19 protein-coding genes are annotated in these 21689 nt (G+C 50.4%); 15 read left to right on the top strand and 4 right to left on the bottom strand.

Going from position 1 to position 21689, the window contains the following annotated elements:
- The first annotated feature begins 179 nt into the window (after nucleotides 1-179).
- Both ACO0LN_RS21780 and ACO0LN_RS21775 read left to right on the top strand, forming a co-directional pair.
- Nucleotides 180-1973: a GmrSD restriction endonuclease domain-containing protein gene (locus tag ACO0LN_RS21780; RefSeq protein ID WP_422977393.1), complete on the top strand. Its 1794-nt coding sequence runs from the start codon at nucleotides 180-182 to the stop codon at nucleotides 1971-1973.
- A gap of 81 nt (nucleotides 1974-2054) precedes the next feature.
- Complete coding sequence (locus ACO0LN_RS21775; RefSeq protein WP_162039786.1) at nucleotides 2055-2363, top strand: single-stranded DNA-binding protein; 309 nt, start codon at nucleotides 2055-2057, stop codon at nucleotides 2361-2363.
- Nucleotides 2364-2468: 105 nt separating this feature from the next.
- Here ACO0LN_RS21775 and ACO0LN_RS21770 read toward each other — a convergent pair whose 3' ends face one another.
- A complete protein-coding gene (locus ACO0LN_RS21770; protein ID WP_422977391.1) occupies nucleotides 2469-3059 on the bottom strand; it encodes a DUF938 domain-containing protein in 591 nt (196 codons plus the stop codon).
- Nucleotides 3060-3220: 161 nt separating this feature from the next.
- Here ACO0LN_RS21770 and ACO0LN_RS21765 point away from each other — a divergent pair, with 161 nt between their 5' ends.
- Genes ACO0LN_RS21765 through ACO0LN_RS21750 form a run of 4 tightly spaced genes read left to right on the top strand, consistent with a single transcriptional unit; the run spans nucleotide 3221 to nucleotide 7528 of the window.
- On the top strand, nucleotides 3221-4798 hold the full coding sequence (locus ACO0LN_RS21765) for a DUF4139 domain-containing protein (protein WP_422977389.1): 1578 nt from the start codon (nucleotides 3221-3223) through the stop codon (nucleotides 4796-4798).
- 48 nt (nucleotides 4799-4846) lie between these two features.
- Entirely contained in the window at nucleotides 4847-6349 is a 1503-nt protein-coding gene (locus ACO0LN_RS21760) for a hypothetical protein (RefSeq protein ID WP_422977387.1), read from the top strand.
- A gap of 14 nt (nucleotides 6350-6363) precedes the next feature.
- The gene (locus ACO0LN_RS21755) at nucleotides 6364-7185 is read left to right on the top strand and encodes a helix-turn-helix domain-containing protein (RefSeq protein WP_422977385.1); all 822 of its coding nucleotides are present in this window, start codon (nucleotides 6364-6366) and stop codon (nucleotides 7183-7185) included.
- Nucleotides 7186-7222: 37 nt separating this feature from the next.
- Entirely contained in the window at nucleotides 7223-7528 is a 306-nt protein-coding gene (locus tag ACO0LN_RS21750) for a putative quinol monooxygenase (RefSeq protein ID WP_422977383.1), read from the top strand.
- Between the two features lie 31 nt (nucleotides 7529-7559).
- Here the strand turns inward: ACO0LN_RS21750 and ACO0LN_RS21745 are convergent, their stop codons facing one another.
- Entirely contained in the window at nucleotides 7560-8177 is a 618-nt protein-coding gene (locus ACO0LN_RS21745; protein ID WP_422977381.1) for a LysE family translocator, read from the bottom strand.
- A 134-nt stretch (nucleotides 8178-8311) separates the two neighbouring features.
- Between ACO0LN_RS21745 and ACO0LN_RS21740 the strand changes: the two genes are divergently transcribed.
- The 4 genes from ACO0LN_RS21740 (at nucleotide 8312) to ACO0LN_RS21725 (ending at nucleotide 11011) form a co-directional block, all read left to right on the top strand.
- Complete coding sequence (locus ACO0LN_RS21740; RefSeq protein ID WP_162039780.1) at nucleotides 8312-8767, top strand: Lrp/AsnC family transcriptional regulator; 456 nt, start codon at nucleotides 8312-8314, stop codon at nucleotides 8765-8767.
- Nucleotides 8768-8904: 137 nt separating this feature from the next.
- Nucleotides 8905-9702 (top strand): type IV pili methyl-accepting chemotaxis transducer N-terminal domain-containing protein, encoded by a 798-nt coding sequence (locus tag ACO0LN_RS21735; protein ID WP_422977379.1) that lies wholly within the window; start codon nucleotides 8905-8907, stop codon nucleotides 9700-9702.
- A 7-nt stretch (nucleotides 9703-9709) separates the two neighbouring features.
- Nucleotides 9710-9859: a hypothetical protein gene (locus tag ACO0LN_RS21730; RefSeq protein WP_422977377.1), complete on the top strand. Its 150-nt coding sequence runs from the start codon at nucleotides 9710-9712 to the stop codon at nucleotides 9857-9859.
- Nucleotides 9860-10315: 456 nt separating this feature from the next.
- Entirely contained in the window at nucleotides 10316-11011 is a 696-nt protein-coding gene (locus ACO0LN_RS21725; protein WP_422977375.1) for a flavin reductase family protein, read from the top strand.
- Here the strand turns inward: ACO0LN_RS21725 and ACO0LN_RS21720 are convergent.
- Entirely contained in the window at nucleotides 11008-12219 is a 1212-nt protein-coding gene (locus ACO0LN_RS21720) for a hypothetical protein (protein WP_422977374.1), read from the bottom strand. The two genes, ACO0LN_RS21725 and ACO0LN_RS21720, sit on opposite strands and share 4 nt — an antisense overlap.
- Nucleotides 12220-12536: 317 nt before the next feature.
- Between ACO0LN_RS21720 and ACO0LN_RS21715 the strand changes: the two genes are divergently transcribed.
- Nucleotides 12537-14525 carry an OPT family oligopeptide transporter gene (locus ACO0LN_RS21715; protein ID WP_422977372.1) on the top strand — a complete coding sequence of 663 codons (1989 nt, stop codon included), beginning with the start codon at nucleotides 12537-12539 and terminating at the stop codon, nucleotides 14523-14525.
- A 161-nt stretch (nucleotides 14526-14686) separates the two neighbouring features.
- Here the strand turns inward: ACO0LN_RS21715 and ACO0LN_RS21710 are convergent, their stop codons facing one another.
- Nucleotides 14687-15322, bottom strand: a complete 636-nt coding sequence (locus ACO0LN_RS21710) for a TetR/AcrR family transcriptional regulator (protein ID WP_422977370.1) — start codon at nucleotides 15320-15322, stop codon at nucleotides 14687-14689.
- Between the two features lie 87 nt (nucleotides 15323-15409).
- Between ACO0LN_RS21710 and ACO0LN_RS21705 the strand changes: the two genes are divergently transcribed.
- The 4 genes from ACO0LN_RS21705 to ACO0LN_RS21690 all read left to right on the top strand — a co-directional run bounded on the left by ACO0LN_RS21705 (nucleotide 15410) and on the right by ACO0LN_RS21690 (nucleotide 21659).
- Nucleotides 15410-16414, top strand: a complete 1005-nt coding sequence (locus ACO0LN_RS21705; RefSeq protein WP_422977368.1) for an alpha/beta fold hydrolase — start codon at nucleotides 15410-15412, stop codon at nucleotides 16412-16414.
- A gap of 143 nt (nucleotides 16415-16557) precedes the next feature.
- Nucleotides 16558-18915 (top strand): DUF6600 domain-containing protein, encoded by a 2358-nt coding sequence (locus ACO0LN_RS21700; RefSeq protein ID WP_422977366.1) that lies wholly within the window; start codon nucleotides 16558-16560, stop codon nucleotides 18913-18915.
- Nucleotides 18916-19251: 336 nt separating this feature from the next.
- Entirely contained in the window at nucleotides 19252-20643 is a 1392-nt protein-coding gene (locus ACO0LN_RS21695) for an MBL fold metallo-hydrolase (RefSeq protein WP_422977364.1), read from the top strand.
- A 194-nt stretch (nucleotides 20644-20837) separates the two neighbouring features.
- Nucleotides 20838-21659 carry a substrate-binding periplasmic protein gene (locus ACO0LN_RS21690; RefSeq protein WP_422977362.1) on the top strand — a complete coding sequence of 274 codons (822 nt, stop codon included), beginning with the start codon at nucleotides 20838-20840 and terminating at the stop codon, nucleotides 21657-21659.
- Nucleotides 21660-21689: the final 30 nt, after the last annotated feature.

The raw sequence follows: 21689 nt of genomic DNA, 5'->3' as shown, positions 1-21689 counted from the left end.
GTGTCCTATGCCGAGATAGAAGAGGAAGAGTTTAACAACTGTAATATGCTTGTATTCCATCACAGGTATTGCTTAATCTACATTTCACTGATATGTTACCTTTTAGGCATCTTCACGCCCTTGACATAACAATGACATGACCGGAAAAATTTAGCTGAATAGCATTTAGGGGAAATTAAATGAGTGAAACAACCGAATTATCAATAAAGGGCGAAAGTATACAAAGTCTATATGGTTCCTATTTGAAGGAGATATTTCTTGTAAACCGCCGGTACCAGCGCAAACTCGTTTGGACCATTGAAGAAAAACGCTCATTTATAGATTCCATAGTCAAAGGTTACCCAGTTCCCCTGATACTACTGGCGGAGGTTAAGACAGAAAAAGGGCGAAAACTTGAAATTATCGACGGCATGCAAAGGATGAATGCAATCATGTCATTCATTGATCAAGAGTTTGATCTAGGGGATAAGTACTTTAACTTAGATACAATGGCTGATACAAAATTCTTAAAAGATAGCGGAGTAATAACTCAAAAAGGCGAAGCTCTTGATCGCAAAATATGTGCTGAAATAGTTAGGTATCAAATTCCACTTTCAGTCTATCAAGAGTCTGGTGATAGCCACATTGATGAAGTTTTCCGTAGGCTAAATTCAGGTGGTAGACATTTGTCAAAACAGGAACTGAGACAGGCAGGTGCAGTAAGCAAGTTTGCATCGATAGTCAGAAAATTAGCCAGCAATATTCGTGGTGACTCGAGTGCATCGGACGTTTTAGATTTAAATGCAATGAAAAATATCAGCATTACAAATCGAAACTTAAAGTATGGGATTTCAGTTGAAAACATATTTTGGGTTAAAAATAACATCATAACGAAAGAAGCACTAAGGCAGTCTCAAGATGAAGAAGTAATTGCAGATATTGTTGCTTGGGTTTCCTCAGATAAAGGATTGAGATCTAGCTCTGATGTATTAAATCAGCTATATAACTTCAATACCGAAGGTGAAGATGAGTCATCGCTTTTTAATAGTATTGAGCTACAGATACAAAAAGTTAACGAAGAGATAGTAATTTCAAATATTCAAACTGTATTCGATGAAATTATCAAATTAGTGGAATCAACTGGAAAAACCTTCAACGCATTACTTTTCGAGAATCAGCAAGCAAAAATTTCCAGATACTTTCAAATTGTTTTCTACGCTTTTTACAAGCTATTAATAAATGAAGGCATGGAAATCTCTGATACAAAGAAACTTATTGATTTGTTGGATAAGGCCGGAGATAGGACGATATCGTTAGCAGCAGGTGGTGGTAACTGGTCGGCAAAGGAAAAACAAACTCAATCTGATGCTCTTTACGGAGTTATTAGAGGTTGCTTCATTAAGTCCAATAATAACGATCCAGCGAGAAATCAATGGATAACAAGATTTGAAAACATTTTAATGCAGTCCTCAACCGAACAAGCTCTATATGACTTCAAAGTTGGGCTTCACAAGATAGAAGAAAATCCTACTGCATTGGATAAAGATACGTTCTCCAAAATTATCAGGACGTTGACGGCTATGGCGAATACGTTTCCAGGCTCAACAGGCTACTGCTTACTTGGTGTAGCTGACAATAAGGCTACGGCAGATCGGCATCAATCAATATACGGAGCAGGCTACATTTCGTATTCGTCTTTTTACATTACAGGCGTTGGCGCTGAAGCAATAAAATACTATGGAGATATCGACAAATACTTTACAAGAATTGTGCAGCTTATTAGGGAGCAGCCAATAAGTGAAAGGGACAAGGATAATTTGGCGAGAAATATTACTACGGTAAGATATTTCGATAAAGATGTGGTTATCTTAAAAATTGAATCTGATGAAAAACCTTCAGTTTACGAAAGTGGCTATCATGTTCGTCATGGCAGCAATAATCACGAAGTGAAACCAGAAAACTTCAGTGAGCTATTTGCCCGATTTCAAAAGTAAGCAAATCTAACGAATCTAGGAATTATATTGATTCGCTCAAGTTAATTCCTGTGGTCGCACAAACTATAAAATGAAAGCTTAATGATAGACGCATTAATAGCCGGACGCATTTACGGCCAGGTTGAAGAACGCTCAGGACAAAATGGTTCTGTCTATGTCACCTGCAAGGTACGTGCCGCAACAGATGACGGTGACTTCATCATCTGCAATGTCATCGCCTTTAACGATGCAACGCGTAATACCTTGCTGGGCCTGGGCGATGGTGACAGCCTGTCATTGTCGGGAGCGCTGACACCTAAGGTGTGGACAGACAAACAGGGTAAAGCCAGGCCAGCGCTGGATTTGATTGCGCATGCTGTGATCACCGCGCATTTAAATACGGCTGAATAATCATTGCCACGCAGTAGGGTGCGCCGTGCGCACCATTCGGCAAAATTTGATTTTCAGATGGTGCGCATGGCGCACCCTACTGCCGATATTTTTTCAAGCCCGCAGCTACTTCACCAACACCAGCAAACGATTATTGGCCGGCATGGCGATGTCTTGCTGCAGTTGCATGCCATGCTGATTCGCCAGTTTAATGATCTTTTCAATATCGCGTATGCCCATGTGCGCAGCCTGTTGCCTGAGTGAGGCATCAAACTGCTGGTTGCTTTCGCTAGTGAACTGGCCTGCATAATTGAAGGGGCCGTAGATCAAAAAAAGTCCGCCATTGTTGAGCATGTTGGCAACACCGGCAAACATCAATTGCACTTCTTCCCATGCCATGATGTGGCAGGTATTAGCGGTAAAGACAACATCAAACTGTTTTTGCGGCCAGGGGCTTTTTCCTATATTCAGTTCCAGCGGTGGCAGCACATTTGGCAGCGCTGCCTCGTCCAGCCAGGCCAGTATGCCGGGATGATATTCCGCCCTGTCACTGGTTTGCCATTGCAGGTGCGCTAATTGCCGCGCGAACGTCACAGCATGCTGGCCTGTGCCACTGCCGATTTCCAGCAGGCTGTGACTACGGGTCAGCAAGGGAGTGATAGCTTGCAGTATGGGGCCACTGTTTCTTTCACAGGCAGCGGAATAGGGTTTGTTCATGGGTAAGCTTTCTTGACAAACATGGGGCTTTCATCGTGGCGCTACTCTACGCGGAAACTGGTCACTCTACAATCTGCTGATTTTGTCATGCGCTTGTTGCAAGTTTAGTGCGATACTTACAAAATCTGCAATCTGTGCAACTCCCAATGACAGGATTATCCATGCAAAAGAAATTGATCATGCTCGCCGCCTTGCTGCCACAACTTGCACTGGCACAAAATCCTGCAAATTCAAAAATCAGCAATGTGCTGGTCTATCCCGGTGGCGCCAATGTAGAAAGGCTGGCCAGGGTAGCGGCGGGTGCCAGGGAACTCAAACTCAATTGTCTGTCCGCCCGCTTTGATGTCGATTCCCTGAAAGTGCAGGCTGATGCTGGCATACAGGTAGGTGACGTCAGTGTGCAAACGGTGGACAGGGCGCGTGCGCCGGAATGTGCCAATACCACTCTGGATTTGCGCATACGTGAGTTGCAGGAACAGAAAGCCAGCATCAGTGCGGAGAGTGAAGCGCAAGAACTGGTAATTGGCTATCTGAAAAGCTTTGGCAATGAAAAGCAGAACGGCAATACAGCGCTGGTCACTACCGCAGAACAATTACGCCGCACCGGGCAAGATGCCTTGCAACGCCGTCTGTCTGCGCAAAAACGCCTGAATGAACTGGACCTGCAACTGACGCCCTTGCTGGCAGAACAGCGCAGGCAATTCCAGGCCAACCCACAAGTGCGCAGTGTGCAAATACGCCTGGCGGCGCAAAACGAAGGTGAAGTGAAGCTGTCTTATCGTCTGAGTCAGGCGGGCTGGACACCGGTATATCGTGCCTATCTGGACACCGTCAAATCACAGGTGAGGCTGGAGCGCCATGCCCAGGTTGCCCAGAATAGTGGTGAAGACTGGAATGGTATCAACCTGAAGCTATCGACTTCACAGCCTGATCAGTCCAGCCAGTTGTATCCACCTTCGCCATGGACCTTGAGCATCACCCCGCCCTTGCCTAAAGAAGCCTTGTATGCGCGCCCCATGATGGCACCACCCGCTCCTGCTCCTGTTGCCATGGCTGTTGCCGCTCCAGGTGATTATAGAGGAACCGAGATGCCCAGCTTTGATGTCAGCGTATTCCAGAGTGAATATGCGGCAGAATTCCAGGTGCCAGGAAAAATCAGCCTGAATAGTGACGGCCAGAAAACCGGTTTTGTACTGGGCAGCCAGATCATTGATGCACAGGTATTGGTGCGCGTGCAACCCAAACAGGAAGCCCAGGCTTACCTGCTGGCCAATGCCGCCCGCCCTGCTGGTTCATGGCCGAGTGGCAATCTGCAGTTATACCGTGACAATGATTTTATCGGCCAAAGCCAACTGGCTTTTGGCAGCCAGGAAAAACTGGAGCTCTTCTTTGGCCGCGATAATATGGTCAGGGTAGAAGTAGAACCAGAGCTGCGTGATGATGCGAACAAGGGTTTCATCAGCAGCCGTATAGAAAAGAAATATACCAACTCCTATGTCATAGAAAACAATCACAAAACCGCGGTCACATTGCAGGTATTAGAAGCCTCGCCGGTGGCGCGCCATGAAGACATCAAGGTAGAAACGAAGTTTACGCCTGACGCCACACAAAACAGCTGGAACAAACAACCCGGCATCATCGCCTGGCAATTGCCGCTGGAAGCAGGCAAGAAATTGAAGCTCAGGGCTGACTATACGATCAGCTATCCCAAGGATGCGATGGTGAATGGTTTGCGTTGAAGCCCAGGGAAATCGACATTGAGTTAATCCAGCTATCTTTCAAGTAATTTGCGTATTCGCATGACTATATCAAATCGCCTCAGCCAGTTTTTCATGCCAAAGAGTTCTGTAGTATTGACGCCCGCACTTCGGTCAAGCATCGCTGCTGGCACCGATTATTACTCTTTGGAAAATCCGGAATTTTATGAAATTTTCCTAGACTGGCGCACCGGTGTATCTGTTAACGATGAAAAGATATCAAGCCTTTCTGTGATGACTGCAGAACGTCATCTGCATCACAGAAATGGTTATTTGCGTGAATTCTGCTTGCGTGTACTGATCGTACATGAACGATTTTCTGCCTTCAGGATCATTATTGCCAGGCTAAACGACTATGCTACGGAGGTACGTGACCTGGCAGAAGCTACCGTACGCGACTGGATAAACATTTTGCCCGCAGAAGACATAATTGCAGCCTTGCCGGATATCTATGCACTACAAAAGCAAAGCCGAAGCAATGCGCAACAAGTGATGAAGCAGGTATTGGTAAGATTGGCAGCGCCACAATGTCATGCGATCATTCTGGAGGGAATCAGTTCACGGGATCACAAAATTCGCGCTCTGTGCTGGCAACTGGCACTGAATGTATTTCGCTGGGGCCCGATGGAAAAGATCGTACGGGCAATAGACAGCATGGATACCCTGTTGGGGCAATTTGTAAGTGCAGATGTAATGAATCTGAGTGATTCCGAGGTTCTAGAATTGTATGCGCGCTGGACAAAGATTAAGGTCATGCAATTAAGACGTGCCATCTTATTAGCACTGAAGCAGCGTCAACTACACCCCGAAGATGAATTGTTTGTTCTGGCGCTATGGGATAACAGCTATACCATACGTAATCTCGCGCGCGGCTGGGCTGGTGCACAAACAAAGAAACTGACTGCCGAATATCGGCACATGCTGGCCAATACCATGTCCATACGCAAGAAATTGTTCGCTCTGGAAGGTATACGCCTGCAAAAATCCGGTGCAATGCTGGATGTTTGTTTAGGTCTTTTACGTGATGAACATCCGGGTATACGCAAATCTGCCTTGCTCACACTTTGTAAAATAAATCCAGAAAAACTGCCTGAATATGTGCACGATTGCATTTATGATCCATCGATAATCGTGGTCAAGGAATGCATGAAAATTTGCATAACTACGGGAGATTTACTGCAATTTTCTGCCTTGGAACAAATTACAAAAAACAGGAAAACTGAACTGGATTTTTTTAGGCAGATAATTGAATATGCCACGCATACCACGCCGTGGCATGGTTTACATATTGTGTCATTAACCGAACTGGCAGACCAGGAGGTGCAGTCAGCTATTCAACAAAGCCTACGTTCTTTCCTGGCACATTGGTCCAGACGTGTTATTTATGGAAATCCCACGCCCTTGCAATTTAACGCAATTTTGTCCTGGCTCAGCAAAGAAAAACTTGATGCCATGGGTCATTCAGGCAGAGAAATAGGCTTCATTTTTGATGTCGAAATAAATAGACAAGCAAAGCTCGCTGATGATAATTGATTCGTAGAGCCAATATGAAGAAATTCCAATTCCCACCAAATCCACAACTACAACCATACATAGATCGCCTGTGGGGCTGGGAGAGTGAGGCGGATGAATTCATCGCCTTGCCAGAATTATTACCTGGCACAGGGGCGGAGCTGTATTTTCATTATGGTTCGCCATTTCAGTTTCATAATAGCGGCTCAGGTAAGCTGGAAAAGCTGGCTCCCAGTCATTTGCTGTGCGTGCGCCAGCAGAAGCTTGCTCTTGTTGCTGCGGCAGATATTGGCTTTATCGCAGTGCGTTTCAAGATAGGTATGTTACCGCGCTTTACCGACATCCCCATGAGTGAGCTGGCTGACCAGACCGTGACAGCAGAAGACATCTGGGGTCAGGCGGCAAGAGGCTTATGCAGTCAATTGTCATCTGCGGATACGCTGCAAGAAAAACTGAAATTGATCAATGCCTTCCTGCTCGGGCAACTACGCCTGGCAGCACCAGATGCATTGATAGAACAAGCCATGCCTCTGCTCTATCGACGATATGCAGACATCAGCATACAAGGGTTGGCCGATCATTTTCACATCGGGAGGCGCCAGTTTGAACGCCGCTTCCTGGCTGTCAGCGGGCAGACTGCCAACACGGTGAAATGCATGAGCCGCTTCCAGCATGCCGTTCGCAGCCTGATGTTAAGCGAAGCAAGTAATGCTGCGGTCACTGCACTGGATCACGGTTATTATGACCAGGCGCATTTCATCCATGACTTTAAAAAGCTCACTGGTAGCAGCCCCGAGCCATACCTGAAGCTGGCACGCACGAAGACGCATTTTTACAATGCCAGTCTGAGCCTTTAAAATAAACTGACTGCTCCTGAACATCACGGAGTAAAACATGTTGTTATTATTGGCTCAACTGCAAGCGAAAACTGCCGCAAGAGGCGAAGTTAAAACCATACTGAAAAGATTGGTCGCATCAACACAAGATGAAGCGGGCAATATTTTTTATGCAGTACATCAGCAACAGGATCAACCGGATAATTTCATGGTGTATGAGTTGTACCGCGACCAGGCTGCCTGCGATGTACATCTGCAATCTGAACCTGTTATGGCAGCATTGCAAGGCATGGAAGCTTTACTGGAAAATTCACCAGTGATCACTTTCTGCGATACCCTTGCTCATACAAGCATGAAGGCTTAGCGACATTGTCGTTCAGCGCCGGGGATCTCGCTCAGGCACGCAAACTCAGTATTTGCCATGCCGCGAACCCCAGCAATAAACACCCACCAGCGCGGTTAATCAGCGTCATTATTGTGGCGCTGATTTTCTTGCGTATCAATGCCACTCCACCGCTCAAGATCAACCACCACAAGGCTGATCCTGAAAATACGCCTGCGACCATGAGAGCTGCGGCAGAAGGATGCACGGCAACCGGGCCCGCGATGCTGGCAAACACGGCAATGAAAGACACGATGGTCATGGGGTTGGTGATAGTCAGCATGAAGATGGATAAAAATGTGCTGATCACAGTCTGCTTGTTTGCGACATCCTGGTCCACAAGTTGCGCTTTGCTCAATAGCAATTTGCCACCCATCCATGCCAGGAAGGCGGCCCCGGCTATTGCCAATGGCGTACTCAGCGACACAAAATAATCGGTGATAGCGACCATACCGAATGCACCTATCGCACCATACACCGCATCAGCAAAGGCTGCGCCCATGCCACTGACAAAACCGGTGCGCATGCCATATGCCAGCGTACGCTGTATGCACAGCAGGCCTATGGGGCCAACCGGTGCGGCAATCGACAGGCCTATCAGCATTGCCTTTAAAAACAGACTCCATTCCATGAATACTCCCCCAAATCAAATACGAGATGGCTCCAGTATGAAGATTTGAGTTCGGGAATAACATGGAAAATTTCAGGTAAAACTGCTACATTGCCTTCATAATTCTTGCGTATCCTCATCTGGACTTAAATATCATGGATATCGACGCCAAAGCCTGGAAAATCCTGGCTGCCCTGCAACGCGATGCCCGCATCTCCCTGAAGGCACTCGCCGATGAAACCGGTCTGTCACTGCCCGCCACCTCTGAGAGAGTCAAGCGCCTTGAAGAAGCGGGTATCATCAAAGCCTACCGCGCAGAGTTGAATGCAGAAGCCCTGGGCCTGCAAGTGCAGGCCGTGATTGGTATCACCGTGCCGCAGCCACAAAAAGCCAGCCTCATTACGCTTCTCAAATCTTTACCTGAAGTACTTGAATGTCTGCACGTAACGGGGCAGGATTCATTCTTGCTTCGTGTTGCGACCAAAGACTTGCGTCACCTGGAAAGCTTTGTGGGCAATATCAATCATTATGGCGAAACACGCACGTCCATTATCATGTCTGCACCGATACCCTTACGGGCTTTGACGCAGCTGGATGCTCATGGACAGTAGCCAGCTTTTCCACATGCTTGCGCTATATCAAAGCCTGCGTCAGAAACCGGCGGAACTAGTTCCATTGAGGAATAGCCTTTCAATTTTGTAGCGCCTAGTCTGCACTCCATCGTATTCACTATGTATATGGAGTTGGCATGCAACGCAGAACATTCATCACCGGCAGCCTCGTAACAGCTGCCAGCCTGACTTTGACTTTCCCTACCCTGGCCCAGGTCGCTGGCGTCAACGACGCCATCAACAAGGCTGGCCGTCAGCGCATGCTGACGCAAAGACTGGCCAAGGCTTACCTGCAAATTGGCCTGGATGTGGAAACAGAAGCATCAAAGAAAATACTGGACCAGTCCATGTCCAGCTTTGACCGCCAGTTGGTAGAGCTGCATGCCTTTGCGCCCACGGCGGATATACGCAGCAATTTATCCAGCATGGAAAAAACCTGGCAGGAATACAAACAGGCACTGGTAGGAAAAGCACCTAATCAGGGCGACGCCAGGCTGGTACTCAAGCATAGCGAAACCCTGCTGCACATGGCCGATGAAGTTACCACGCAACTGGAAAAACATGCTGGCAGCAGCGCAGGCAAACTGGTCAACCTGGCAGGCCGGCAACGCATGCTGTCGCAACGCCTGGCCAAACTCTACCAGGCCACCAACTGGAATATCGCACCCGGCAATGCTGCCAGCAGCATAGAGAGTACCCGCAAGGAATTCTCTACCGCCATGCAAACCCTGCAAGTATCAAGTGGCAGCAATACCAGGCTCAAAGATGAATTACTGCTGGCCCAGTCACAATGGACTTTCTTCGAAGCAGCCTTGCGCCAGTCCGGCGATGGAAAACTGCAGAGACATTCCGCCGCTAATGTCGCCACCATAAGCGAACGCATACTTGAAGTGATGGATAAGATTACCGGGATGTATCAGAAAATGGCGGTTTGAGAAGAGGATGTTCAATCGTAATGTGAATATTGGTAGCCCTGCTGTTGCTGTTGCTGTTGCTGTTGCTGTTGCTGTTGCGTTTGATTTTGACGTTGCTTTTGACTTTCAGCAGTTCCCATGTGTAGCCGCCGTTTGTGCAGTACAGAAAATGGATTAAGAAGGACCGCTGTTTGAGGTGTAGCAGGGGTTTCGGACAGCATGCTGTCCGCCAGCGTAACGGCAATCGCTTGCAAGCGGCGCAGTGGAATCGACGCCTGGGTCGCCTTTCTTTGAATACGTTCTTTGGCGACGCAAAGAAAGTATTTCGGCTGCCGGGCCTAGACCCGGCTTGTGTCCACGAAGGGCAATCGCTTTAGTCAAAGCATGGCATGTAATAAACGACACGGCATGCTACAAACGACACTGGATTCCAGCCAAAAAACGCGCTGGAATGACGTCTTTGGTATTGCAGTTTATTGAAGAATAGTCAGCTTGGTAAATATTTTCAAATCTGTAAATCTTCAAATCACGTCTACCAAAATCCCTCGTCCGTTTCCAGCCAGCCCAAACCAACAACACCCCGCATACTTCCTCCATCAAACCGAAGGTCTTATAACATTCAAGCGAGGACAGCATGCATATCAGCAGCGAATCAGCCATACTCTATTTCGGCACCCCCGTCATCCTGGTCAGTACAGTCAATGAAGATGGCAGTTTTAACCTGGCCCCTATCTCATCCATTTTCTGGCTGGGCTGGCGTGCCGTCATCGGCGTGGGCTCCAGCGCACAAACCGCCAGCAACCTGAAAAGAAATGGTCAGTGCGTACTCAATCTGGCCTCAGTCAATGAAGTAACTGCCGTCAACAAACTGGCGCTGACCACAGGTTCGGATGCGATGTCGCCCTGGAAGGCAGCGCGTGGCTACCGGCTGGAGAGAAATAAATTTGAGCTGGCAGACTTGACGCCGCAAGCATCAGAAACTGTGAGCGCGGCGCGGGTACAGGAATGCCTGGTGCAGCAGGAATGTACAGTCGCCGCCATGCATGGTATTGCGGAAGACGAAACCATGCTCAAGGGTGGCATACTGACTTTCGAGTTGCGCATACAACGCCTGCATGTGGATGCGTCTCTACTGCTGGATGGCAATCCTGACCGGATAGACCCGGACAAATGGCAGCCGCTGATCATGAGTTTTCAGAAGTTTTATGGTCTCGATAATCAGCAGGTACATACATCGACCCTGGCTACGATACCGGAAAAAGCTTACCGCAGTCCGGATGTCGATAAGGCCCGTCAGATCAGCAAGATAACTGTCCTGTCAGAGACTTAGACCTTCATCATCGACGCGGTCCGGGGTTGGGACAAGAGCTCGGCAAAGACTTGCCAGCGGCTTTGTTCATCGCCAGGTTTGGCAAGTTTTTCTACATAGGCCTTGGTCATATCCTGGCCAAGGTTGTAGTTGATGACGTAAGACCTGTGCTTTTCCATGAAGCGCAGGCGTTGCCGCGATCTGGCTTCGTCAGACAAGGCATATTTCATCAGCATGGCGACGGCGGCTTCGGTTTCTATATCACCATCAAGATACAACTTGGCGACCATATTGCCAGCGTAAGTCAGCTTTTGCAGGACGGCCTGCACCTGGTAGTAATGTTCAACTTTGGCCGGGTCTATGCCCGCCAGCGGGAACAGGACTTCTTTTTCAAAGGCCATGCGCTCTGCATGTGGGAAGGCGACTTCTATGCCGTAGTTGGCACTGCCCTCGGCCAGGAAAGACATCGGTGAATACAGGGGATAGACGCTGTACTCCACCCAGGCGTTGTCATTGACCAGGTGCTTTTCTATCAGCAGATTAAAGACATGATGGCCGGGGTAGCCCTCATGGCTGGCCAGGTCTATCGCGCGGCTGATAAACATGGGGAAGTCGGTATTGACCTGTATCAGGCTGTAGCTATTGCCCTTGTACCAGTTGTAGGCACTCCAGACCTGGTCCTTGACATATTCAATCTCGAAATTTTCTTCTTCCGGCAGGCTGATATGTTTCCTGGTGCGGGCGCGGGATTCGTTGATGGCAGCCTTGAACACGACATCAAGCTTGTCTTGCGGGATTTCAAACTGCTTTGCATAAGTGCTGAGGCGGGTATTCAAATCACCTTCACCCGGCAGTAGCTCACTCAGTTCAGCCAGGATGGGGTCGAAATCTGCCGGGCTCAGTTCAGGTGACCGGGCATCGTACAAGGCTTGCGATTCATCATCGAAAGATAGTTTATGACCTGCCAGATGAGCAATGTAGGTGCGCACGGCGGCGACATGCAAGCGTAAAAAATCCTGGCGCAGCTCTTGGCCGGCCACTGCTGCTGGCAGGGCTTGCGCCTGTGCTGTCAGTTCTTCTGCCTGCTGCAACAAGTCTGCCAGGGGCAGTTTTTGCGATGCTGCCTGCCATTCTGCAGGGCCGTAATAGGCATCGACATAGCCGGGATCATGCTGACCAACTGCCAGGACGAGTTTGACATAGGCTTCTGCCACCTGATTAAGTTCCATGAAATGTTCTCCGCATGTATTTATAGAAATATTGTTGCCAGTATTTTACTGCGGTTGGACACCTCAGGTTTGCTCAAGTTCAGGCTGATGTCATCAGCGCAGTGCACAAAAATTGACATGCAGTTCAGCTAACACTATATTGCGCTACCGCCTGAGCTCATCCTTACAAAAATTGAGCCATGGCGTGACACTGAGGATAGATATGCGGCCCACGAGGCAGCAGATCACAATCAGGGCTTACGCAAAATTGTAATTGCCAGTCTTTGCTGTGCAGTCGGGGTGGTTTTGCGTCAGTCCTTAATAAAAATGGAGGATACATGGCTCTGCAACAGCTTGATGATGAACAGATACGCACCTGGACACGACGACAGAAGGATCAGTGGTGGTTTGATAATATCTACCGCAAGGACATGGCACAGCTCACCCTGCGCTCTGCCCTGACAGGTTTCTTGCTGGGTGGCATACTGGCCGCCACGGCATTGTATATCGGTGCCAAGACCGGTATAGGTATTGGTGTAGGCCTGACTTCGGTGATTTTGTCGTTTGCGATTTTCAAGATTTTGCATAGCATGGGCGTGACTGCCGACTACAGCATACTGGAAAACAACCTCACGCAATCGGTCGCCACTGCTGCTGGCTACATGGTCAACCCCATGATTTCCAGCCTGGCGGCGTATATGCTGATCACCGGCAAGATCATCCCCTGGTGGCAGATGCTGATCTGGGTCGTGGTGGTCGCGCTGATAGGTGTGCTGGTCGCCTTCCCGCTGAAACGCCGCTTTGTCAATGAAGACCAATTGCCCTTCCCCGAAGGCCGCGCCTGTGGCGTGGTACTTGACTCGCTCTACACCGACGGTGCAGGCGGTGGCATCTACAAGGCCAAGCTGCTCGGTTATACCAGTTTGTTTGCCGGTTTGTACCAGATCATCGTCAGCGATGGCTGGATGCGGCTGATACAGTTCAAGATTTTGCGCATGGACAAATGGGCAGGCATGACAGAAGCCTGGAACCTGCCTGAGCGCATGGATACTTATTACTACACGGCAGCCATGAAGTTCCAGTGGTGGATACCCAAGATCATGGGTACCGATATACGTCAACTCGGCCTGCGCCTGAATCTGGACGTTGCGATGTTTGGCGTTGGTGGCCTGATGGGCATACGGGTTGCCAGCAGCGTCATGCTGGGTGCTTTCATCAACTTTGTGATCCTCGCGCCGTGGATGATACAAAACGGCGATATCGCTGCGCGCACTTTGCCAAATGGCACGGTAGTCGCCATTTCCCGTACCGAGATTGTCAACCAGTGGGGCCTGTGGTGGGCAGTGACGATGATGGTGGTGGGCTCCATGGTTGGTTTGCTGGCCAAACCTAAGCTGTTCAAGGCGGCCTTCAAATCCATGACTGGCGGCGGCAAGAAAGAAAAAGAGTCCGGACCCGATCCTTTGAAGGATATAGAAGTACCGCTGTGGATTTCTTATGTAGGTGTACCTATCCTGTGTGCACTTGCTGCCTGGCTGGTGAATACCCTGTTTGGCGTGCCTTACATCATGGCGCTGATTGCCTTCCCGCTGATTTTTGTGCTGACCATCATCTGTATCAATGCCATGGCGCTGACTTCCTGGGCACCTATTGGTGCGCTGGCCAAGATCACGCAATTCAGCATGGGCGCGATAGACCGCAGCAATCCGGCCAATAACCTTTTACCAGCCGGTATGACTGCAGACATCGCCTTCAATGCGTCGTCACTGCTGTCTGATATCAAGCCTGGTTATATGCTGGGTGGCAAGCCGCGCCACCAGGTCATCGGTCATATCATTGGTATCGTCTCTGGTGCACTGGCTTGCGTGCCGCTGTTCTTCCTGTTGTTCCTGCCACCAGATGCAAATGGCTTGCGCAGCACGGCGACTATCGTCAGTGAGCAATTCGCCTTCCCGTCTGCCTTGCAGTGGAAGGGTGTGGCCGAGATCATTGCCAAGGGCGTCAGTGGCTTGCCGACTTCTGCCATCATCGCCATGGCGGTAGCGGGCCTGTGCGCAGTGTTCATTGAAGTGACCAATGTCATCACCCGTGGCCGCTTGCCGCTGTCTTCAGTATCCATAGGCTTGGGCGTAGTCTTGCCACCAGAATCCTGCTTCGCGATGTGGCTGGGTGCCTTGATCTTCTGGTACATGGGCAAGCGGAATGCTGAAAAAGGCACGAAAGGCCATACTTTCTGGGTAGAGGGTTGTGAGGCTATCAGTGCAGGGTTGATCTCGGGTGCGGCTATCCTGGGGATAGGTAATGCCATTATTAATGTGATGATGTAGTTGTACATTCGTAGGTTGGGCTGCGTTTGTAGGTTGGGCTGCGGGGTACCAGCCCAACACTCGGCGTTTAAATAACGTATACGTTTGCAGAAGCCCAGTGTTGGGCTGGTAAAGCGTAGCCCAACCTACGAAGCTTCGCACAACCTACGCCCCGTCCAGGTCTATGCCTGCAAATACCTTTGCAGCATACCGACCAATTCACTCTTCCCCCGCAACTGAAACTCCACCGGTGCCTGGTCTATTACCAGCCTGTGCGTGAAATGCTCAATCGCATGCACGACAAAATAAGCCTGCATCTGGCGGTCAGCAACTGCTGCAACGTCAGCTCGCAAACTCAGGCTGCGTGCCACTTCTTCTATCAAAAACTGTTCTGCCTGCTTCGCAGTCTGCCGCAATTGTGCTGGCAGCAAGCCTTCTTCATATAACAACCTGTGCAAACCTGGATTGTGCTCATGCAAGGCAATCATGTGGCCGACGATGTCATGCAATACCGGCTCCAGCGCTTGTGTGGTCGTGCGCAGGGTCTCAAGCAGGCGCATGCTGAGAGCCAGTCCCTCGGCCAGATGCTGCTCGGCCAATGCCGTCAATATCGAGTCCTTGTTGGGGAAGTATTGGTAGAGTGAACCTATCGAGACCCCGGCGCGGCTGGCGATACGTGAAGTAGTGCCTGCGGCATAGCCAAATTCATCGAAAATATGAATAGCTGCTTCCAGTATGGCTTGCACTGTGACCCTGGATCGCTGCTGGGAAGGCTGTTTTAAAGGCCGGGTGAGAGGCTGACCACGTGATTTACTCATGGCAATAAGCAGCTCCTGAATGCGAATAGACAATATGAATGATTATTCATATTATAGTCCGACAAACATTGACCGGACTATCGCAGCATGAATATGAATATGAATATGAATATCAATATGAATCAGGCACGCTCCAGCCAGACTTACTGGCACTGCTATCACGACCCAGCTCTGCTGGCACGCGTGCTGGCCGTAGTGCAAACCCGCCACCTACTATCGACAGGAGTGGAGTTGCATATAGACCTGTACCGGCAACAGGATAAAACTGCCCCTGTGCTGATATTGAATCACGGTGGCGGTGGCTATGGAGGTTTGTTTGTTGGCCTGGCCCTCGCTTTTTATGAGCAGGGCTATACCGTCATCGTGCCTGACCAGAAAGGTCAGGGACGCTCTGGCGGCGCGATGGGCGACTTTACCGTGGCAGAGGCTGTGCAAAACATCGTCGATGTGGCAGCCTGGGCAAGAACAGAGTTTAGCGGCCCGCTCTACCTTTGTGGGGGCAGCATAGGTGGTGGCCTGACGTACGCCGCCGCTGCCGTGCTGGCAAAACAGGGCCGACCACCGGTCGCGGCTGTTTGCCTTAACCTGTATGACTTTGGTGACCCCGTCACGGGCCTGGCGTTTACCCGCTTTGCAGCCTTGGCAAACATCCCCGGCCTGGCCAAAGCATGCAGAGCCATGAGCGTTCTGCTGGCAAAACTGGCACCACGCATGCGCCTGCCCTACCGCCCGCTGGCGCGTTTTGAAAACATGATGGATGAACGCGATCTGGCAACCGGCTTTTACGCCAAATGGCAGTCCGACCCATTGACCCTGCGTACGGTGACGGCACGCTACTTCGCCAGCATGCTCGATACCGCATTTGTGATCCCGCTGGAAGCAAATACACAAGTGCCCGTACTGGTCATCAACCAAAAGCGGGACAAGATGGTCAACCCACAAATGACACGCGATTGTTATCAGCGCCTGTCAGGTCAAAAAACGTATGCAGAAATTGACTGGGGGCATTTTTCTTTGGAGCCAGAATTCAATGCAGAATTGGTCACCCTGGGTCAGCAATGGCTGGGCAAGATCAAGAACATGGGGATTTAGTCGAACAAAATCAAGCACTTGTGCAATGCACAGCAGAAATTCCAAATAATGTGAAATACCTGACATCCAAAACCCCTGCTCGTGCGTTAAGGTAATTAAGGAGCAAATTTGCTCACCCACATTACTCGCGCAGGAAGAAATTCATGTCAGCATATACTCAATCGCGTAGCAAACCCTTATTGAAAATTGCTGCCCTGGCTGTTGCCAGCCTGTTTTACATAGGCGTGGCCCACGCACAGGATGAGCCGCCAGGCCGTGTCGCCAGGGTCAGTTACTCCTACGGCAATGTCAGTTTTGCCGATGCGGGCAGTAATAGCTGGAGCTTATTGGTGCAAAATCGCCCCATCTCTACCGGCGATAGCCTGCAGGTGCCCTATGCGGGCAGGGCAGAAATGCATGTAGGCCCGAATGCCTTGCGCCTGGCAGAAAACACACGCATGAGCTTTAGCCTGCTTGATGATGACAATACGCAAATCGACCTGAACCAGGGCAGCATGGTGATACGCGTGCGTGAGCTCAACAATAGAGAAAACTTTGACATCCGCACACCCAACCTGGTGTTCTCACTGCAAGAGCCAGGTGAATACCGTATCAATGTCAACGACGACAATACCACCACCGTAGTGGTGCGGCGTGGTACCGCGATTGCCCGTGGCGAGCGTGATACTGTCACGATAAGACAGGGTGAGCAGTCGCGCTTCTCTGGAGCGAATCTGCAACATACGATGATAGGCTATGTACCGCCGCCAGATACTTTTGATATGTGGGCAGCAGACCGCGACCGTGCAGAAGAAAGTGTAGAAACCGTGCGCTATGTCTCGCGCGAAGTCATAGGCTATGAACAGCTTGATCAATATGGTTCATGGGAAACCACCAGCGATTATGGCGCAGTCTGGTACCCGCGCCAGGTCAGCGCGACTTGGGCGCCGTACCGCGATGGTAGCTGGGTCTGGGTTGCGCCCTGGGGCTGGACCTGGGTAGATCGTGCCCCTTGGGGATTTGCACCTTATCACTATGGCCGCTGGGCCTATGTAGGTACACGCTGGGCCTGGGTGCCCGGACCGCGCCAGCATCATATCCGTCCGGTATATGCACCGGCGCTGGTAGCTTTTGTCGGCGGCAACACTTACATCAATAATTATTATGGCTCCAAGCCGGGTTCACATCCTTCGGTTGCCTGGTTCCCGCTAGGGCCTGGTGAAGTCTATAAGCCAGGTTACGCTCATAGTAACCAATACATACAACGCCTGAATCAAAACATGGTGGTCAACAGCACGATCACGAATGCCCGCTTTGTGAACCAGGGCGTGCGTAATGCCGTGACCATCGTACCCACCAACACCTTTGTACGCGGTGAGCATGTATTGCCAGTCTCCAGAAACCCTGTTGCAGCAGTACAAAACCGCCAGGCCCCGGTAGTAGTCACAGAGGCACCGAATATCACGCCGGTCAGTAATAACCGTTTTGGCGAAGCACGCCAGGGCAACTTGCGTAACGCTGAACAATTCAGGCAAAGAAATCTGGACATGCCACCGGCACGCAATGACCGCGTGGGCACAATCACCAACCTGAACCCGAATGAAGCCAGGCCAGTAAACCGCCCGGCAGAAATCAATGGCAACCCACGTGGACAAAATAATGCAGTCGCAACACCGAATGCACAGCCAAATACTGTGTCGGGCATTATTTCAAATGCAGTTAATACGCCACCTGCCAACGGTAATAGTCTTGCCCCTGCGAATAACCCATCCAATCAGGGCGTGGGTAATATGAACCGCAGCCCGGAAACACAGGGTAACGCGCCCCGCATCTATGGCAATGGTGCGCCTAACAACGTCAACCAGGGCAACAATGTCTATCAGCGTCCGCAACTGAATAATCCATCAGCTAATCCACCAGCGGCAACAGTGAATGTGCAACCAAACAATAATGCTGCACCGAATGTGGCACCGCCGGTCAATGTTATCAGTAATCCACCTGTGCGCTCGCCTGCTGCGAATGCCCCGGTCAATAATGCGATCATGGGCAGCCCCAATCCTGTGAACCAAAACAGACCAGCTGAAAACAATGACAGGTCTTCCAGATATGGCAATGGCATCAACAATAATCCAGCACAGGAAATACGTGTGGAACGCCAGCCAGAGCGTATAGACCGTGGCAATGAAAGACCGGTTGAACGAGTCAGGGAGAGACCAGTGCCAGTCGCACCGGTAGAGCGGCCTGTGGAAAGACCGGTAGAAAGACAGGCACCTCAACCCATGATACAGCCAGCACCACAGCAGGCTCCACGCATGGAACAGAGGATGGAGCCAAGAATGGAACAGAGACAGGCTCCGGCACCGGCGATAGTGCATACACCGGCTCCTGCTCCAGTAGCAGCCCCGGCTCCACGGGCCATGCCAACCCCGGCACAAGCGCCAGCTCCGGCACCAAGGGCAGAACCGGCAAAAGAAAAGGATGATGCACGCAATGCGAAGATGCGTGGTCTGAGCGAACGCTAGAACCTAATGCCCCGCAAAAAAAACCAGCCTGCCCTGTCACAGGGATTGCAGGCTGGTTTTTTCGTCGCGTTTTCTAAAGCTGCTTGAGCTGACACGCATGTCTCGCGGCGGATGTGGCAATCGAGCCCCTTCCCCTCCCCCTTTTCATTTTCATTTTCATTTTCATCATCATTCCTGTATTTCCCTCCTTACTCTCTCACGCTTTACTGTGATGTGACGAAAGCTTGCTGCCGAGGTTTGGATTTTTTGAACCAGGCTTGCCGTCTCTTGCCCAAAGCTGTGTGCCATATCAAGGCTGACAGCTTCACTACCTTCACCCAATAAAGAGAGACGACCATGCATGCATCACATAGCTTGCGGCTGATACTGGCTGCTACCGGTATCTGTATTTTGTTTTCTGCCAGCCGCATCAAGGCGCAAGACATGCCCTCTGCTTTTGCAATCACGCTGGAGATGCGGGGCGTGCGTTTTGCATTACACCAGGCAGCGACACCACAAAATGCACAACAAGAAATCAAACTCAAGCAGCAAGTAATACTACAAAAAGATGGGAGGTTTCGCACCATCAGTGAATCTGTTTGGCCAGGCAATATACGCTTTCAATTTCTGACGACTGGCGACAAAGACGGTGCGGCAGCGGTGGATTTGCTGCAATGGCGGCAAGGCATAGAGATAGAGCGCGAGAATGCAGCTGAGGCACGCAATGAATATGCCGACCTGCTATTCCTGAGCCCGGTACTCTTGCTGGAACTTGGCAGCATGCGCATGCCCATCGATTTGCCCGGTGCTGAAAATAAAAATTACCAGCAAGTGAATTTCAATGATGTCGCAGGCCGCCCTGCCAGCATGATCATAGAGCGCAGCAGCGGCCAGGTATTGAGTGCAAAAACCGCGGCCTCCACTTATGAATACGCCGATTACAACAGTATGCAAAATTTCAGGCAACCCCGGCAGATCACAGTAAAAGACGGTGGGCGGCTGGTACTGCAATGGAAGATCAGTGCGGCGGCAGCAGAACATGTTAATGCCCACAGCTTTGCGCTGCCCGCAACGTATATAGAAAAACAGGACAAGGGAGCACTGCGTGCCACCATGATAGCCCCCGGCACTTACCGGGTTGATGGTAGTGAGTCTGGCTATCACACGGCTTTCTCGGTCGGTACACATAGCGTGGCAATCTATGATGCGCCTGTCAGCGCAGCAGAAGCAGCCAAAGTCAGGACATTGATAGAACAGACAGCTCCTGGCCGCAAGCTGGCCTACATGGTACTGTCACATAGCCATCGCGACCACATAGCCGGTACGCCGTCATACATACAGGATGGCCTGCACATTCTCGCGGGCAAGGATGGCCGCCTGGCCATCGAACGGCAACTGGGCCAGGCAGTCGCCAGCAAGGTACAGGAAGTCACCAGCGTGTTTGATATCGACCTCGGTGGCCGCAGCATACACATTTATCCCATCGTCAGCAGCCACGCATCTGATATGCTGATAGCTTATGACAAAAGCACCCAGACGCTGTTTCAGGGTGACCTGTTTTACCTGCCTGAAATCGGCCCCATCCCACCGGTGTTTGATGTAGGCCTGGAGCTGGACAGCCTGATCACACAACATCAGCTGCAAGTCCAGCAACTAGTTGGCGTACATGGCCGCAGCGGTAGTTTCACAGAATTTAAAAAGGCATTGGAATTGAGGATGACAGAAAAACCATCTGCTGAAAAAAACTGACAAGCTGCCAGAAACTCAAATTCCATTTGTAGAAAACTGTGTCGGCATGCGTCATAAGCGACACAGTTTTTGCGTACAGCTATCTTCAGCGCAACAATTGTTGTAAATTCCGGTAATGCAATACACACGCAAGACACTATCATCGCAGTCCGCAAATGCTACTTACATTTTGCATAACAAGATAATGGTTCAAGATGCGCCGGGAAAATCTCTCCACCTGCAAGGCTTATTCGCACCTGCTTAACATCCTGCTGCTTGGTATGCTGGCATTGCCCGGCTTGATGATGCCTGCAATGGCACAAGATTTGCAAATTTTCACCGAAGACTGGCCTCCCATCAGCTTTGGCAGTGGCAATAAGGCAGAGGGCATGGCTGTTGAGGTCGTGCAAGCCATGCAGGCACACATAGGCAACAGCCAACCCATACAAGTCGTACCCTGGGCACGCGGCTACAAGGCCTTGCTGGAAGAACCCAATACCCTGTTGTTTACGGTTGGGCGTTCTGAAGAGCGCGAAAAACTCATGGTCCTGCTAGGTCCGATTGCGGTCTCAACCACATCTTTATATACCCGCAAAGGCAATGCCGCTCGTCTGCATAGCATGGGCGATGAAATACAAAAACTCAAGGTAGGCGCCTATCGTTCCAGCATCTTCGCAGATACCGCGCGCAAGAAGGGCTTTCAAAATATAGAACAGGCACCGACACCGCAAATCATTGCGAATATGCTGCTGGCCAAACGATTCGATTTATGGGTGGAAGGCAGCCTGGTAGTTTCATCGGTGCTCAAGGAAATAGGCCACACTGCAGATGATGTGGAAAAAGTCAAAGTCCTCGACAGTCTGGAACTGTACCTGGCATTCTCCACCTCCACCTCGCCAGCCACGATCAAGGTCTGGGAAGATGCCTTGCGCTGGCTGAAGAAGGAAGGCCAATTCGCCCGCATCCATCAGAAGTGGCTACCGAATGAGCCACCACCGATGGCAGTAATACGGCTTGATCCGCCCGGCAAGCCCTGAGTCAAACCTGAGTGCATCAGGACATGTCAG

Origin of the sequence: Undibacterium sp. TC9W (assembly GCF_049339865.1) — a bacterium.
In the GTDB taxonomy this organism is placed as follows: domain Bacteria; phylum Pseudomonadota; class Gammaproteobacteria; order Burkholderiales; family Burkholderiaceae_D; genus Undibacterium.
Note: the sequence above shows the minus strand (reverse complement) of the source record. Positions and strands in the feature narration are given on the sequence as shown.

Bases quoted from the DNA above. Each gene is read 5' to 3' on its own strand.
- ACO0LN_RS21715 (WP_422977372.1), top strand. From the start codon at position 12,537: ATGGCTCTGCAACAGCTTGATGATGAACAGATACGCACCTGGACACGA.
- ACO0LN_RS21690 (WP_422977362.1), top strand. From the start codon at position 20,838: ATGCGCCGGGAAAATCTCTCCACCTGCAAGGCTTATTCGCACCTGCTT.
- ACO0LN_RS21755 (WP_422977385.1), top strand. From the start codon at position 6,364: ATGAAGAAATTCCAATTCCCACCAAATCCACAACTACAACCATACATA.
- ACO0LN_RS21710 (WP_422977370.1), bottom strand. From the start codon at position 15,322: ATGAGTAAATCACGTGGTCAGCCTCTCACCCGGCCTTTAAAACAGCCT.
- ACO0LN_RS21720 (WP_422977374.1), bottom strand. From the start codon at position 12,219: ATGGAACTTAATCAGGTGGCAGAAGCCTATGTCAAACTCGTCCTGGCA.
- ACO0LN_RS21700 (WP_422977366.1), top strand. From the start codon at position 16,558: ATGTCAGCATATACTCAATCGCGTAGCAAACCCTTATTGAAAATTGCT.
- ACO0LN_RS21730 (WP_422977377.1), top strand. From the start codon at position 9,710: ATGTTCAATCGTAATGTGAATATTGGTAGCCCTGCTGTTGCTGTTGCT.
- ACO0LN_RS21705 (WP_422977368.1), top strand. From the start codon at position 15,410: ATGAATATGAATATGAATATGAATATCAATATGAATCAGGCACGCTCC.
- ACO0LN_RS21735 (WP_422977379.1), top strand. From the start codon at position 8,905: ATGCAACGCAGAACATTCATCACCGGCAGCCTCGTAACAGCTGCCAGC.
- ACO0LN_RS21780 (WP_422977393.1), top strand. From the start codon at position 180: ATGAGTGAAACAACCGAATTATCAATAAAGGGCGAAAGTATACAAAGT.
- ACO0LN_RS21725 (WP_422977375.1), top strand. From the start codon at position 10,316: ATGCATATCAGCAGCGAATCAGCCATACTCTATTTCGGCACCCCCGTC.
- ACO0LN_RS21750 (WP_422977383.1), top strand. From the start codon at position 7,223: ATGTTGTTATTATTGGCTCAACTGCAAGCGAAAACTGCCGCAAGAGGC.
- ACO0LN_RS21770 (WP_422977391.1), bottom strand. From the start codon at position 3,059: ATGAACAAACCCTATTCCGCTGCCTGTGAAAGAAACAGTGGCCCCATA.
- ACO0LN_RS21695 (WP_422977364.1), top strand. From the start codon at position 19,252: ATGCATGCATCACATAGCTTGCGGCTGATACTGGCTGCTACCGGTATC.
- ACO0LN_RS21745 (WP_422977381.1), bottom strand. From the start codon at position 8,177: ATGGAATGGAGTCTGTTTTTAAAGGCAATGCTGATAGGCCTGTCGATT.
- ACO0LN_RS21775 (WP_162039786.1), top strand. From the start codon at position 2,055: ATGATAGACGCATTAATAGCCGGACGCATTTACGGCCAGGTTGAAGAA.
- ACO0LN_RS21740 (WP_162039780.1), top strand. From the start codon at position 8,312: ATGGATATCGACGCCAAAGCCTGGAAAATCCTGGCTGCCCTGCAACGC.
- ACO0LN_RS21765 (WP_422977389.1), top strand. From the start codon at position 3,221: ATGCAAAAGAAATTGATCATGCTCGCCGCCTTGCTGCCACAACTTGCA.